The sequence below is a fragment of the Bacillus sp. Bwzl_19 genome, assembly GCF_054900515.1.
Genome location: NZ_CM142729.1, coordinates 1313914 through 1328846 on the forward strand (window position 1 = coordinate 1313914; position 14933 = coordinate 1328846).

Here is a 14933-nt window from a genome sequence, read left to right on the forward strand (position 1 = left end):
CCGTCATTAAATCAAAGATGGCCGCGCCGCAGGCAAGACAGATGCAAGAAGATCAATTTGCCGATTTGTACGGCGAAGACATCATCTCTCCGCCCTATAATCTCATTGAGCTGAAAACGATCGCCGAATATTCGACCATTCTTCAGCAGTGCATTGACGCGTATCGGGTCAATATTACGGGCTTCGGTTTCGATGTCGAATATACCTTTGACGTAAATAGCTCAGACTGCTCCCCGGATAAAAAAGCGCGGGCTGAAAAGAACTGGATGAAGCTGGAGAGCTTTTACAAATGCCTTCATTTTGATGAATCGGCTGAGACGATCCTCGGTTATGCGATAGAAGACCGCGAAAAAACGGGCAACGGTTTTCTCGAGGTGCTTCGTGACGGAGCGGGAAAACCGGCTGGGATTGAATATCTGGATGTGAAACATATGCGGGTGTGCGGTGTGACTGATCCCGTTGAAGTCACGTTTTCATATGAAGAAAACGGCTCATCCAAAACGATTAAAAGGCAAAAACGGTTCCGTAAATATGTTCAGATGCTGAACGGGCATAAAGTATTTTTCAAGGAATACGGCGACCCCCGGATGATGGACATGAGAACCGGCGAATACGTAAAGACCTTGCCTGAAGAATACCGGGCAAATGAAGCCATTCACTTAAAAATCGGCAGCGGCACTTACGGTATCCCGCGCTGGGTCGGCAATATCGTCAATCTGTACGGCGCCCGGAAAGCGGAAGAACTGAATTTTATGTATTTCAAGCAGGGCCGTCACGTGCCGGCCGCCATTACGGTTGAAAACGGCATGCTGTCAGAAACCTCGTACAAAGAGCTCCAGGATTATATGAATGACCTGGAAGGGGTGGAAAACGCCCACAAATTTCTGCTGATTGAGGCGGAAGGCATTGCGAAGGAAAAGGACCTTCACGGAGGCGAAGACATTACGCCTGTGTCTGTGGAAATTAAATCACTTGCGGAAATTCTGCAGGATGATGCGCTGTTTCTTGAATATGACGACAAAAGCAGAAATAAACTCCGCTCCGCTTTTCGTCTCCCGCCGCTTTATACGGGCGAGGCGCAGGAATACAACAAAGCTACAGCCGATACGGCACGGAAAATAACGGAGGAGCAGGTGTTCCAGCCGGAGCGGAAAACGCTGATTAATAAGCTCAATACGTTATTTTTGCCTGAACTGGGGCTTCACGATGTACAGCTCGCACTAAAAGGGCCTGATTTTCGCGATCCGCTTGAAATTGCGAAGGTGCTTACGCCATTTATCTCCGCCGGCGCCGTCTCTCCTAATGATCTCCGTGATCTGGCCGGAAGAGTGCTCGGCAAAACGCTTGAAGAATGGCCTGAAGAGTACTACAGCCGGCCGGTGCTGCAACGGAAAAAGGAGCAATCCTGAAAGGGGGTGAAAACATCTCGTGCCGAGAGAATTAAGAAATGCCGTCATCAGTTTTGTAAGCTATGTCGATAAGGCGGCGAACCAAACGGAATTCTTTTTCACAAAAGCGGCCGGCATTCCGTCATTTGAAAAAAAGGTGCAGGTGTTTACAAAAAGCGAACCGGATGAGCAGAAGCTTGTTTACGGCATTGTATACGAGCCGGATGTCCCGGATGCCCATGGCGATTATATGACGGCCGAAGAGATTGAAAAGGCCGCTCACGGTTTTTTGGCGGACGCCCGCAACATTGATACAAATCATAATTTTGAAGGCGGAACCGGCGAGGTGGTGGAGTCGTACGTCGCCCCGGATGACTTTGAAATCGGGAATGCTGTGATCCGGAAAGGCTCTTGGGTGCTTGTCACCAAAGCCTCCGATGAAGTATGGGATCAGATTAAAGCCGGTGTCATTACTGGCTACAGCATGGCGGGAACCGCTGACGTTTACGAAGAGCCGGAGGAAAAGCAAGCAGGCTTATTCGGCGCGGTCAAGCAATTTCTCGACCGTGACCGCAAATCAAGATACCGCAAGGGAGAGGACTTGAACAAGATGAGAAAAGAAGACGTAAGAGAATCGATTGAACACGCGCTGCACCCGCTCTTAAAGCGGCTTGACAGTTTGGACCAAAATACGGATGACAAAGACGGGGCGGCTGCGCCGTCCGATGAAGAAAAGCTGAAAACGCTTGTCGAGGACATGCTCGCGCCGATTATTAAACGCATCGAAGCGCTTGAAAAAGTAAGAGGCGCATCAAAGCAGCCGGAAGAAGAGACGAGCGGCCAAGAGCCTGTTAAAAAATCCATTTGGAGCGGACTGCTTTAAGCCCAGTCAGAAGGAGGAACTGTAGAGTGAGAAATCAAGATATCATCAGAAAGGCGGAAATGTCACTTTCCGCTTTAAAAAGCGGCGGTTTAATGAATCCCGCACAAGCTTCAGCATTTATCCGCATGGTGCAGAACACGCCGACTATTTTCAGCGAATCGCGAGTGATTCAAATGGAAAACGACTCGCAGAAATTTGAAAAAATCGGTTTCGGCCAGCGTATTCTGCGTGCCGCTGAGGAAGGAAAAGCCTTAACGGACGATCAGCTGACCGTCCCGGCAACAAGCACGGTGCAGCTGAATACGAAAGAAGTCATTGCGGAAATTAACATTACCTATGACACGCTTGAAAACAACATTGAAAAAGACGGTCTGCAGCAGACGATCATGCAGATTTTAGCGGAGCGGGCGGCAGTCGATATTGAAGAGCTTGTCGTAAACGGCGATACATCTTCATCTGATCCGTATTTGGCGCAGCTTGACGGAATACGTAAGCAGACCGTCTCTCACGTCATTGACGGAAACGGGGAAGAGCTGTCCAGAGCCACATTTAAAAAAGGCTTAAAAGCAATTCCGGCAAAATATTTGCGTCTGCCTCAAGAATTCAGATTTTACACATCTCAAGGCATGGAGATTGAATGGAAGGACCGTGTGGCTGACCGTCAGACCAATCTGGGGGATCTTGCGGTGCAGGGCGGTTTGTCTTCAGCATTCGGCGTTCCGGTTAAAGGGGTTTCCAACCTGCAGCCGTACTCAGTCGGAGAAGGTGATTCTCAGTACGAGGCATCAGACATTATTTTGACTCACCCGAAAAATATCATTCTCGGTTTTTCACGGAATATCAGAATCGAAGTAGATAAAGATATTCGCAGCCGCAAATTTATTATCGTACTGACGGCTAAGCTTGACAGCAAATTTGAAGAAGAAGATGCAAGCGCCAAAATCGTAAACGTTAAAGAATAAGACGGGGGTGGCAGTTATGTTAATTCAGCCGTCTGACGTTGTTTCATATTCAGTTTATGATCAAGTCAAAAACAGGCCGGAGCAGCTTCTTATCCAAGACATTCTGGAGGCGGAGGCGGAAGCGGCCAGGCTGGCGGGGCATCCGTTCACTGATCCTGTATACTCACCGCTTCCCGAAAAGATTAAGCTTGCGTTATTAAAGCTTTCTCAATATTTTGCGCTGATCAACCAGAACGAAGCAGCCGCTTCAGCCTATCAATCTGAAAAGATAGGCGACTACTCCTATACGGTGGCCGGTGAAGGCGGAATCCGAAAACCGGCGGTGTACCACCTGCTTTGTGAATATATCGCGCCGGGCTGTACCCCGGCTTCTGCAAGCGCAAAGGTGAGGCCGTTATGAGCTACGAACGGCTGCTTACTGACAGATGCGATATTTATCATGAGAGGGTGTCAGCTCCGAAGGCCGGACGTTTCGGCATTCCCGCTGAAAAGCTCCGGCCTGACTTTTCTTATCCGGAAGTTCCCGATGCTGAAAGAGTGCCGTGCCTGTTTGTTGAAAAACAGCAGCAGCTTATTCAGCTTGAGCCTGATCATAAGGTATATCAGCGGTATCTCGTTCATTTTCCGAAAGAGACAGTTTTGCGCGTCAATGCCAAAATCGTTTGGGAAGATCAGGCGTATATTCTGGAAATGCCGAAGAAAGCAAGACAGCACCATTGGGAGGCCATCGCTGTGAGAGATGACAGACTATGAGCATAAAAAGCCTTGAAAAATGGAATCGGTCGCTGCTGAAGGCATCATCCGGCGAGTTTACCCGTCAGGCCAGCGGATGGCTGGAACAATCAGGAGAGGATTTTCTCGATCTGGTACGGGAGGAGCTTATTCATTCGGGAGGGATCGATACAGAAAACCTGCTGTCTTCTTTCCGAAAAGGAGCGCGGGATCATGTGTGGATCATTGAAAACGGGGGACTGACTCTTGAAATCGGCACCAATGTAGAGTATGCCTCATTCATAAATGACGGACATTGGACCGTCTCAGAAGAAAATGTCAGATGGGTGCCGGGGTATTTTCAAGGCTCCCGGTTCATATATGATCCGTCAGCTTCAACCGGAATGGCGCTCAAAAAACAGTGGATCAGCGGGAATGGGTTTTGGGACAAAGCCCTTCTTTTATATGAAACAATCTTCGCAAGGTCGCTGGACAAGCGCTTCAGCAAGTGGCTTAACACGTTGGGGGGAGATATCGGATGAATCGCGAAACCGGTTCAATCGCCGCATTTTTATATCATCAGTGCGGCGTGCCCGTATATGAAAATGAACTGCCTGAACAATTTCAGGTGCCGTCACTTTACATCCCGCCCCCTTTTGTTTTTGACGAGAATGACACAGTCACTACCTTTAAGAAAACATACAGTCTGAATGTGAAGCTGTTCCATGCCGACTCGGTGCAGGCGCTCGATGAAGCAGACCGGATTGCTGATGCGGTGAGAGAATCTAGACAGATGATTCCGCTGCTTACTGAATCAGGGGAGGATACCGGTGATCTCATCCGCATCAGCCGTATCGAAACGAGAGTCGGAGACAAAGGCGAGGCAGTGATTACAATCCGCTGGACGAGCCGCTACTATTATAAGAAACAAACATTTCCCGCACTTCGGGGTGTGGACATTAACAGCGGGGTGAAACAAAAGTGAAACAACATAAAAAGAAGAACGCCGCCACGGCAGAAAGAGCGGTTCTTTATGACACGGCGGATTTAACAAAGCACGCAAAGGAGCTTTTCGGCGTAAAACCTGAAATTCTCCAGGGTGCTTTATTCGGCGTGAAGCAGAAACAAATGACAAAAGCGCAAGCCCAGACATACATTCAAGCATTTTTAACCAAGGAGGTCATGCAATAATGAACGGCGGAACATTTACGCAAGGAAAAGAAAAAGAACGTGCCGGGATCTATTTTAACTTTAAAACAACCGCTCAGGAGCGGGTATCGATCGGTGAGCGGGGGATTGTCGCCCTTCCCGTCGCATCCAACTGGGGTGAAGCGAAAACATTCGTCTCCATTTCAAGCATTGAAGATTTGAATAAAAAAGTGGGGCTCAGTATTGAAGACCCGTCACTGATTCTGCTGCGCGAGGCGAAGAAGAAAGCAAAAACCGTTTTGATGTACCGTCTGACAGAGGGACTCAGAGCGAGCGCCGATCTTTCGCAAGGTGTAAAAGCAACCGCTCTGTACGGCGGTTCAAAAGGAAATGACATCATCATCCGCATCAGTGAAAACGTCCTTGATCAGACCGCTTTCGATGTGACCACATACATGGATGAAGCGGAAGTTGACAAACAAACGGTGAAAAAAGCCGAAGAATTAAAAGCAAACGGCTATGTCACATTCACGGGAACAGGCGAGCTGTCGGTTTCCATCCCGCTGACAGGCACTGAGGAAGAGTCCGGGGTAACATTAAACCCGCAGGCGGGCATCCGACTTGCAGGCGGAACCGATAAAGCGCCAGCCAACTCAGACTATATTGATTTTTTAGCTGCGGCTGAAACGGAGAATTTCGATGTGATCGCTCTTCCTGTCGCGGATAACGAGCAGCTGAAAGCGACATTTGCCGCATTCATTAAACGCCTTCGCGATGCGCAGGGACAAAAAGTGCAAGGGGTGACCGCCCATTACAGCGGGGATTATGAAGGCATTATCAATGTTACTGAGGGCGTCCTGCTGGAAGACGGAACCGAGATTAAAGCTGAAGAAGCGACCGCTTGGGTGGCAGGTGCTAGTGCCGCCGCTGCATTTAATCAGTCCCTCACATTTGTTGAATACGAAGGCGCAGTCGACGTGCTGCATCGCCTGACTCATGATGAAGTGATCGAACGTCTTGCCAAAGGTGAATTCCTTTTCTCCTATGACGCCCGTGATAAATCAGTCAGCGTTGAAAAAGATATCAACTCATTGGTGACATTTACGGCAGAGAAAAACAAAAAGTTCGCGAAAAACAAAATCGTCCGCGTGCTTGATGCGGTGAATAACGATTTGACACGTGAACTGAAAGCCTTAATTAAATCGAAAAAAGGCACGGGCAGCGATCTGCCTGCGACAAACGATGGCCTTCAATTCGTCAAAACGATGATCATTCAATATTTGACAACACTTCAGGATGCGGGCGGCATTGCAAACTTTGATTCAGATACTGATATCACAATCGGCCTGAATGAAGACCGCGACGGTTTTTTAATTGATCTCGCCGTACAGCCTGTGGATGCAGCGGAAAAATTCTACTTTAACGTGGAGGTAAACTAAGATGGCATTAAAAGCGCAAAACACCATTTCAGGAAAAGAAGGCCGTTTATTTCTCGATGGGGAAGAGATGGCGCATATTAAAACCTTTGAAGCAAACGTGGAAAAAAACAAATCGGAAGTAAACATCATGGGCCGCCGCATGACGGGACATAAAACGACAGGCGCCAACGGAACGGGCACGGCAACGTTCTATAAAGTCACATCCAAATTTGCCGTGCTTATGATGGATTACGTCAAAAAAGGCAGCGACCCGTATTTTACGCTTCAAGCCGTTCTTGACGACAAATCATCAGGCCGCGGAACAGAACGCGTCACCCTGTATGACGTCAACTTTGATTCCGCTAAAATCGCCGGACTGGACGTAGACTCAGAGGCGCTCGAAGAAGAAGTGCCGTTTACCTTTGAAGATTTCGATGTGCCGGAAAAGCTTTCTGAAACGTTTTAATCAAGATCGTTATGAGTGACACAGGCCTTTTACAGGCCTGTTTTTAATAAAAAAAGAGTAAGGGAGTTTTCATCATGAGCGAAAAAAACGAACAAGTATATGATCTGTCATTCTTTATGCCGGGAAAAACAGTCGAGGCTGAGGAGATTCGGGTTCCGCTTTCAAAGCGTTTTGTCGATAAAAAAGGAAACATCGTGCCTTTTATTTTTAAAGCAATTACGACGGAGCGCATTGATGAACTGGAGAAGGAAAGCACGACCTATAAAAATGTGAAAGGCAGAGGCCGGGTCAAAGACTTAGACAGCCAGCGCTTCTATGCACGGATCGCAGTTGAATCTACAATTTACCCTGATTTCCGGTCTAAGGAGCTCCGCGATGCCTACAAAACGGCAGATCCGGTCGAGGTGGCAAAACGCGTTCTTTCAGTCGGCGGTGAATATGCAAATTGGCTGAATAAAGCGATTGAGATCAACGGATTTGAAGATGAATTAGAAGACCTGGAGCAAGAAGCAAAAAACTGATAAAAGATGGGAATAAGGAAGCCGTGTATCTTTATTACGCGATGCACGAGCTTCATTATTCTCCATCAGAACTGAAAGAGTTATATGAAGCACCGAGACATTTTAAGGCGCTGCTGTACGGTTTAATCGGTTACAAGCTGGACATTCTTGAAAAACAAGCGAAGAAAGGGGGAGCGACATCATGGCAAAGCTGACCGCCCGTTTTGAATTGGAAGACCGGGTGTCGAAGAAAATAAGGAAAATCCAAAATGGCTTCAGAGCGCTTGAGAAATACAGGAAAATGACAAAACGCCAAAGTGAAATTGATATACGCAAAGAGAGTAAATCTGTTTTAAGAACAATTGACCGCATTCAGCGCTCTATGAAAAGAAAGCTGGGCGCACAAATGATCTCTATTTCAGCTGAAGACGGAGCCAGTGCCGTCATTAAAAAAGTGCAAGTCCGATCAGCGGGTCTGCCTGCGTCTTTAACCATTAAAATAGAAGCAAAAGATAGCGCGACAGCGGCATTTGAGAGATTGCGGAATCTGGCCGCCGGTTTCAAAGGATTTTCCGTTTCACTGTATGCGTCAGACGAAGTAACACCTGCCATGGAACGTATCAAACGCTATATGCAGTCTGCGTTAAAGAACGGGTACTCTGTCACTATACGCGTCATAGATCACGTCATGAAAACAGTCGGCCGAATCTCAGCGGGCATTGATTCACTGACGGGAAAAAACAATGTCATTCAATTATCGTTAAATGAAAAGGTGGCAGCACAGCTGGCTGCATTGCAAAAGAATATGCCGGACTTCGGAAAAGCACCTGCATCTGCTGCTCCTGCTTCGCCGAAAAACGATTTTTCAATGCTTGATTCCATTGCAGACACCTTCATGAAAAAAGTCAATGACATCGCATCCAAGTTCTATCCGGAAACGATTATAGCGGAATTGGACAAATTCGCCGCAAACTTTATGAAAAAAGCGGACGAAATCGCAAGCAAATTCAGTCCGGAAACAATTTTAACAGAGCTGGATAAATTCACGACCTCATTCATGGGGAAAGTGGACGAGATCGCAAGCAAATTCAGCCCGGAAACGATATTAACAGAGCTGGATAAATTCACGACCTCATTCATGGGGAAAGTGGATGAAATCGCGAGCAAATTCAGCCCGGAAACGATATTAGCAGAACTGGATAAGTTTACAACCTCATTCATGGGGAAAGTGGACGAGATCGCAAGCAAATTCAGCCCGGAAACGATATTAACAGAACTCGATAAGTTCACAACCTCATTCATGGGGAAAGTGGACGAGATCGCAAGCAAATTCAGCCCAGAAACGATATTAACAGAACTGGATAAATTCACGACCTCTTTCATGGGGAAAGTGGATGAGATCGCGAGCAAATTCAGCCCGGAAACGATATTAGCAGAACTGGATAAGTTCACAACCTCATTCATGGGGAAAGTGGACGAAATCGCAAGCAAATTCAGCCCGGAAACGATATTAGCAGAACTGGATAAGTTCACAACCTCATTCATGGGGAAAGTGGACGAAATCGCAAGCAAATTCAGCCCAGAAACGATATTAACCGAACTGGACAAGTTCACAACCTCATTCATGGGAAAAGTAGATGAAATCGCAAGTAAATTCAGTCCCGAAGCGATATTAGGCGAACTGGACAAGTTCACAACCTCATTCATGGGGAAAGTGGATGAAATCGCAAGCAAGTTCAGTCCGGAAACGATATTAACAGAGTTGGACAAATTCGCTGATTCATTTATGAAAAAGATAGACGGGATTGTTAGTAAATTCAGTCCCGAAGCGATATTGAAAGAGCTGGATAAATTCGCTGATTCATTTATGAAAAAGATAGACGGGATCGTGAGTAAATTCAGTCCCGAAACAATATTGAAAGAACTGGACAAATTCACTGATTCGTTTATGAAAAAGGTAGATGACCTTGTCAGCAAATTCAGTCCTGAAGCGATATTGAAAGAGCTTGATCATTTTACTGATTCGTTTATGAAGAAAGTCGACGACGTTGTCGGTAAATTCAGTCCTGATAAGCTAATCGACCGCGCCGAACAATTTGTAAATGACACGATCGACCGAATTTCTGAGAAATTCGATTTTCTCAATCCGGATAAGATTCTGGAAAAAGTAGATCAGTTTACATCCTCACTGTTTGGAGGCATTGATAAAAAGTTCGGCAAGTTCAGTCCTGATGCGATCATCGAAAAAGCTGAGGCATTTGTTGATAAAATAGTCGGGAAAATTGCAAAGAAATTTGAAAAATTCAGCCCGGATAAAATCATCGAAAAAGCCGGCGAATTGATCGAAAAAATAATATCAGGTATTGCTGAAAAATTAGGAAAACTCAATATCGGCGGATTATTAGGAGGCGGCACGAAAAAAGAAAAGAGTAAGGGAAGCATTTCTGCCGGCGGCTCCAACGGCCCGAAGCGTCCTGATCTGACAAAGGGTTCCCAGCGCACGGCAACAGCACCTAGATCTTCAGGAAAGTCAGCCAAAAAAACCGGCGGGGCTTTTGGGGGATGCTGCTGTTGTACTGGAGTGACGAGGGGCAAAAGCAGTAAAGTCGAAGAGCGGAATAAATCTTCAAAAAAAGGCTCATCCGTAAATGAAAGCAAACACGCATCTGTAAACACGCCGAAAGCAAAAGGGGCAGGTAAAGGAATCGGCGCCCTTTTGAAAGACTTAGGAGGTTCTAAGGCGCTTAAAGGCGGTATGAAAGGGTTAAAAGGTGCAGCTAAAGGAATTCCCGGCATAGGTGAATTGTTATCACTTACTGATTTAGTCGGCATTAATAAAGATAATGCAGGAGAGAAGGTCGGCTCAGCCGGAGGCGGTCTTGCCGGGGCCGCGGCCGGAGCGGCAATCGGCAGTGTTGTTCCCGGAGTGGGGACATTGATTGGCGGCGCGGTAGGCGGCATCGCCGGAAGTTTAGGCGGTTCCAGCTTAGGAGAGGCCTTTGATTCAGGGGCTTTGAAAGACACGTGGAATGATATATCCAAAGCAGCACAAAGTGCTTGGACAACGATACAAGATACTTGGGGAAGCGTTTCATCCTGGTTTATGGAAAATGTATGGACTCCGGTATCAACGGCTGTAGTCGGAGCGGCGACAAGCATCTGGTCAAATATCGTGAATGCGTGGACGACGATTCAAGGTGTCTTCAGCATAGTTTCATCCTGGTTTATGGAAAATGTATGGACTCCGGTTTCGACGGCTGTAGTCGGCGTGGCGACAAGCATCTGGTCAAATATCGTGAATGCGTGGACAACGATTCAAGGTGTCTTCAGCACAGTTTCATCCTGGTTTATGAGCACCGTCTGGGAGCCTGTAAAATCGGCTGTAGTCGGCGTGGCCTCTTCTATCTGGGGAAATATCACGGGAGCCTGGGATAAAATTAAGTCTGTTTTCAGTACGGTTTCCGGCTGGTTCATAGATACTGTCTGGAACCCGGTGAAGGACATGGTGAAAAATGTCGGCAAAGGAATATCAGACGCTTTCCAGACTGCTTTAGATACGGTAAAGGATATATGGAAAGGGTTAAGCGGCTGGTTTGAGAAAAACATAAAGGAACCTCTCGTAAAGGTAGGTACAGCCATATCAGATGCTTTTTCCGCAGCATTTGACTGGGTGAAAAAGATTTGGGATAAAACCGGCGGCGGCATGATCTCAGGCGTAATGAACTTTATCACAGGCGGCGGAGATAAAAAGAAAAAACCGGACAAACACGCTACAGGCGGCTACATTACAAAACCGACCATTTCCTGGATCGGTGAAGCCGGTAAAGAATTTGTCATTCCCGTTGACAACAACCGAGGCCGCGGGAAGATGCTGCTTTCACAGGCTGCGTCTAAGCTCGGCATGCGTGTTGTCGATGATATGGGCGCGGCTTCGGCTCAGTCTTCCGCTGCGCCCGCAGGAGCTGGCGGAGTTTCATCTTCGGCGTCTGTATCGGCCGCCGCGTCTGTGGATGCTTCCGGACTTGGCGGGACGGCTTCATCACTCGGAAAACAGTTTACAGCAGGCTTTGACAGCGGGATCAGCAAAAATGCGGTGGATATGGACGGCTGGAAAGAGAAGAATATCGGAACGCCGTTCAATGCTCTGATTTCTTCTTCACCCGATTACGGAAAGCAAGTCGTTACAGGATATGCTAAAGGACAAAATGCGGCGCAGACGGGAACCGATGCGTTTTTACAATCGAAAGTCAAAACGCCTTATCAATCTGCGGTCAATCAATCATCCTCTTGGGGCATCGGAACGGTCAAAGGATTTTCGGCCGGACAAAATGCGAAAGATACAGGAACGGCGCAATATGTGAGCACACATGTAGATAAGCCGTTTCTGCAATCGAGAGATTCTGCAAACGGATGGGGGTCAGGCTTAGTCGGCAGCTTCGTATCCGGCATGAATTCTAAAGGAAGCGAAGTCAAACAGGCAGCGAAAGATATGGCCAAAAAGGTTGAGGAGGCTTTCCGGGAAGAACTTGATATCCATTCTCCTTCCCGCGTCATGATGAGTCTCGGCCGCTTTGCTTCAGTCGGTGTCGTAAAGGGACTTGGTTCTGTTGATGTGAAAAAATACGCCGAAAAACAAGCAGGCTCGCTTGCGGCCGCTTTTTCAGGCATGGGCGCTGCCGGTGGAAACGTCAAGGAGTGGCTTTTGGCTGCAATGAGCGCTACACATACGCCATTAAGCTGGCTTCCGGGATTAATGACCATCGCTCAAAATGAATCCGGCGGCAATCCGAACGCCATTAACTTATGGGACAGCAATGCAAAAGCCGGCCACCCGTCACAGGGGCTCATGCAGACGATCCCGAGCACCTTTGAATCATTTAAAGCGCCGGGAATGAATAATATCAAAAACCCAATCCACAACGCCGCTGCCGCTATCGGCTATATTAAAAGCAGATACGGCTCGATCAACAATGTGCCCGGGATAAAGAGTATGGCCCGCGGCGGCCCTTACGTCGGTTATGCCAATGGCGGTCTCATTACCAAAGAGCAGATCGCCCGTGTCGGCGAAGGGAACAAACGGGAATGGATCATCCCTGAAGAGCGGGGCATCCGCGGCCGTTACCTGCTTCAACAAGCGGCTCAAGCGCTCGGCATGGAAGTGTCCGACCCGACACAGACGGAACCCGCGGCACTTTCAGCCGGCACGGTTTCCGCAGCCGTTAAAGGCGGCGGCCAAACCATTCAAAAAACGGGAACAAAAGAAATCAAAATCGAATTCAGCGGTGATCAGCATTTTCATAACGGACAGGACGCTGACACTCTCACCGCCAAAATCAAGCAGGCGCTGATTGATGAACTGCAAAAAGATATTTATACCGGAGCAAAGGGGGCCGTTGCTTTTGACTAAATCTGTTTATGAATTTTGGCTGTCTCAGGGGAAGGACAAGCTCCGGCTTCCCGTTCTCCCTGAAGCGATTGATATCGCAAACAGCGTGCAGAATGATTCCGTGAAAGTCACCGGACTTGGAGAGGTGACGTTTATCGAAGAACCGGGGGCGAAAGAAATTTCGTTCTCTTCTTTTTTTCCGAAGCGATACAGCCCGATTGCCGAATATCAAAGTATTCCTTCGCCGGAAAAAGCCATTTCAGAAATTGAAACATGGATGAAAGCGAAAAAACCCGTTCAGTTTTTGATTACAGGAACAACAATCAATGTCACATGCAGCATTGAAAGCTTCAATTACAGCGAAGGTGACAATGAAATCGGCGACCGGAATTTTGACATCGTACTGAAAGAATATAAAACCGCTTCGCCAAGAAAAATCAAACAAAAGAAAAAAACGAAAGCGAAGCGCCCGTCCAAAGCCTCGCCCAAAACGTATACCGTGAAAAAGGGGGACACGCTTTGGGACATCGCCGGCAGGTTTTACGGAAACCATACAGAGTGGCGGAAAATCTGGAATGCGAATAAAACGGCCATGATAAAGCGCAGCAAACGGAATATCCGGCAGCCGGGACATTGGATCTTCCCGGGGCAGAAGCTGAAGATACCGCAATGAAACGGGTGAAAAGATGATTGAACTATTTGTCATAAAAGAAACGGAGTGGCTCGAGCTTGTAACAGAAAGCGTATCGCTGGAAGGCCACAGATATCAGGCGCCCCGCTCCATCGAAGCGACGATTGTCGTAAAGCAGGGCAGCCAGACGTATTACAGCGTGTCAGAGGGGGATACGGTTTTGTTCAAATGGGATGGAAAAGAACTGTTCCGCGGCATTGTCTTTGCAAGAACGCCGGATGAACATACCGTCGCCTTCACCGCATATGATATGCTCCAATATCTTGTGAAAAACCAGGATGTATACGTGTTTTCCAACCAGCGCGCCGATCAAATATTAAAAAGGATTGCCAGCGATTTTCAAATTCCCGTCACATCCATTGCCAATACAGGCCATACCATTAAATCACTCGTTTTTAAAAATGATACAAGCCTTTACGATATGATGTTAAAAGCGTTAAAGCAGACAAAAAGCCAGACGGGCCGCAATTATCAGCTCTATTCAGAAAAAGGCAGGCTCGGCTTGCGTGAATGGCCGGAGCCGTCTGACATATGGGTGCTGGAAACAGGCGTTAATATTACGGGGTATCAGTACAGCACCTCGATCGATGATACCGCAACCCGCGTCGTCATGCGGCTGCAAAAAGACAATAAAACGGTGAAGGCTACCGCCGCAGACAGCGCAGGCATGAAAACATTCGGCGTTTTGCAGTATACGGAAACGGTTTCTGATGATATTAACGAAGCCCAGCTGAAACAGCGCGCAAAAGTGAAGCAGGCTGAGAAAAAAGGCGTTAAGAAAGAGCTGAAAAATATACAGGCGATCGGTATTCCGGGGTTGGAAAGCGGATTGCCGGTGTATATCTCAATTCCGGAAATCGGATTGAAGAAAACCTATTACGTGGATACGGACCGCCATGAATTCCAAGGAACAAAACATACCATGACGATTGATGTCACAGAGAAAAACTCACTTCCGGAGGGAACATCCTGATGAGATTAAGCGATGCCATTAAACATTTAGCCGTCGGGGCGGTTGACGCCGAAGCGCCGGTGGAGCTGATGCCGGCTGAAGTGACCTCCGTTTCGCCGCTTGAGCTGAAGCTGAAAGATCACGATAAATTGTTGATTCCGTCTGATGCCCTCATTGTGCCGAAGCGGCTGAAGTCCGGGGGAGATGATCAGCTCCAGGCAGGAGACCGGGTGATGACCGCTGCATTAACAGGCGGACAGTCCTTCTTTGTGCTGGACAAAATTTAACCGCATTCCTGTATGATGAATGTCGGGAACGTGAAATGTTATCCGTTCCGCATGAGAGATCCGGATGGAAATGGAATAGAGAGAGAGGAAGCCGCTTCAGTCGCTGAAGAGGGCTTTTTTTAATGAACAATCAAAAAGGA

At 47.7% G+C, this 14933-nt stretch carries 16 protein-coding genes; all 16 read left to right on the plus strand.

Annotation, left to right across the window (positions count from 1 at the left end; all coding sequences use genetic code 11):
* Positions 1-17 precede the first annotated feature (17 nt).
* Positions 18-1409 carry a phage portal protein gene (locus ACW5MY_RS07000; protein WP_044051899.1) on the plus strand — a complete coding sequence of 464 codons (1392 nt, stop codon included), beginning with the start codon at positions 18-20 and terminating at the stop codon, positions 1407-1409.
* A 19-nt stretch (positions 1410-1428) separates the two neighbouring features.
* Positions 1429-2271 (plus strand): XkdF-like putative serine protease domain-containing protein, encoded by an 843-nt coding sequence (locus ACW5MY_RS07005; protein WP_013351944.1) that lies wholly within the window; start codon positions 1429-1431, stop codon positions 2269-2271.
* Positions 2272-2297: 26 nt separating this feature from the next.
* Positions 2298-3233 (plus strand): phage major capsid protein, encoded by a 936-nt coding sequence (locus tag ACW5MY_RS07010; protein WP_013351945.1) that lies wholly within the window; start codon positions 2298-2300, stop codon positions 3231-3233.
* 16 nt (positions 3234-3249) lie between these two features.
* Complete coding sequence (gene yqbG / locus ACW5MY_RS07015) at positions 3250-3633, plus strand: protein YqbG (RefSeq protein WP_014470501.1); 384 nt, start codon at positions 3250-3252, stop codon at positions 3631-3633.
* Positions 3630-3986, plus strand: a complete 357-nt coding sequence (locus tag ACW5MY_RS07020; protein ID WP_289394298.1) for a DUF3599 family protein — start codon at positions 3630-3632, stop codon at positions 3984-3986. The genes yqbG and ACW5MY_RS07020 overlap by 4 nt, the downstream gene beginning before the upstream one ends.
* Positions 3983-4486 (plus strand): HK97 gp10 family phage protein, encoded by a 504-nt coding sequence (locus ACW5MY_RS07025; protein WP_013351947.1) that lies wholly within the window; start codon positions 3983-3985, stop codon positions 4484-4486. The genes ACW5MY_RS07020 and ACW5MY_RS07025 overlap by 4 nt, the downstream gene beginning before the upstream one ends.
* Positions 4483-4929, plus strand: coding sequence for a phage portal protein (locus tag ACW5MY_RS07030; RefSeq protein ID WP_462061786.1), 447 nt, complete (start codon positions 4483-4485; stop codon positions 4927-4929). Before ACW5MY_RS07025 ends, ACW5MY_RS07030 begins: the two co-directional genes overlap by 4 nt.
* Positions 4926-5135 (plus strand): hypothetical protein, encoded by a 210-nt coding sequence (locus ACW5MY_RS07035; protein ID WP_013351949.1) that lies wholly within the window; start codon positions 4926-4928, stop codon positions 5133-5135. Before ACW5MY_RS07030 ends, ACW5MY_RS07035 begins: the two co-directional genes overlap by 4 nt.
* A complete protein-coding gene (locus ACW5MY_RS07040; protein WP_013351950.1) occupies positions 5135-6532 on the plus strand; it encodes a phage tail sheath family protein in 1398 nt (465 codons plus the stop codon). Before ACW5MY_RS07035 ends, ACW5MY_RS07040 begins: the two co-directional genes overlap by 1 nt.
* Position 6533: 1 nt before the next feature.
* Complete coding sequence (locus tag ACW5MY_RS07045) at positions 6534-6977, plus strand: phage tail tube protein (protein WP_003154837.1); 444 nt, start codon at positions 6534-6536, stop codon at positions 6975-6977.
* Between the two features lie 74 nt (positions 6978-7051).
* Positions 7052-7498: a phage tail assembly chaperone gene (locus ACW5MY_RS07050; protein ID WP_003154836.1), complete on the plus strand. Its 447-nt coding sequence runs from the start codon at positions 7052-7054 to the stop codon at positions 7496-7498.
* A gap of 41 nt (positions 7499-7539) precedes the next feature.
* A complete protein-coding gene (locus ACW5MY_RS07055) occupies positions 7540-7692 on the plus strand; it encodes a hypothetical protein (RefSeq protein WP_015239684.1) in 153 nt (50 codons plus the stop codon).
* Complete coding sequence (locus ACW5MY_RS07060) at positions 7680-12884, plus strand: transglycosylase SLT domain-containing protein (protein ID WP_088030498.1); 5205 nt, start codon at positions 7680-7682, stop codon at positions 12882-12884. The genes ACW5MY_RS07055 and ACW5MY_RS07060 overlap by 13 nt, the downstream gene beginning before the upstream one ends.
* Positions 12877-13536: a LysM peptidoglycan-binding domain-containing protein gene (locus ACW5MY_RS07065; protein WP_013351953.1), complete on the plus strand. Its 660-nt coding sequence runs from the start codon at positions 12877-12879 to the stop codon at positions 13534-13536. Before ACW5MY_RS07060 ends, ACW5MY_RS07065 begins: the two co-directional genes overlap by 8 nt.
* A gap of 13 nt (positions 13537-13549) precedes the next feature.
* Complete coding sequence (locus tag ACW5MY_RS07070) at positions 13550-14527, plus strand: XkdQ/YqbQ family protein (RefSeq protein WP_013351954.1); 978 nt, start codon at positions 13550-13552, stop codon at positions 14525-14527.
* A complete protein-coding gene (locus tag ACW5MY_RS07075) occupies positions 14527-14793 on the plus strand; it encodes a DUF2577 family protein (protein WP_013351955.1) in 267 nt (88 codons plus the stop codon). Before ACW5MY_RS07070 ends, ACW5MY_RS07075 begins: the two co-directional genes overlap by 1 nt.
* Positions 14794-14933: the final 140 nt, after the last annotated feature.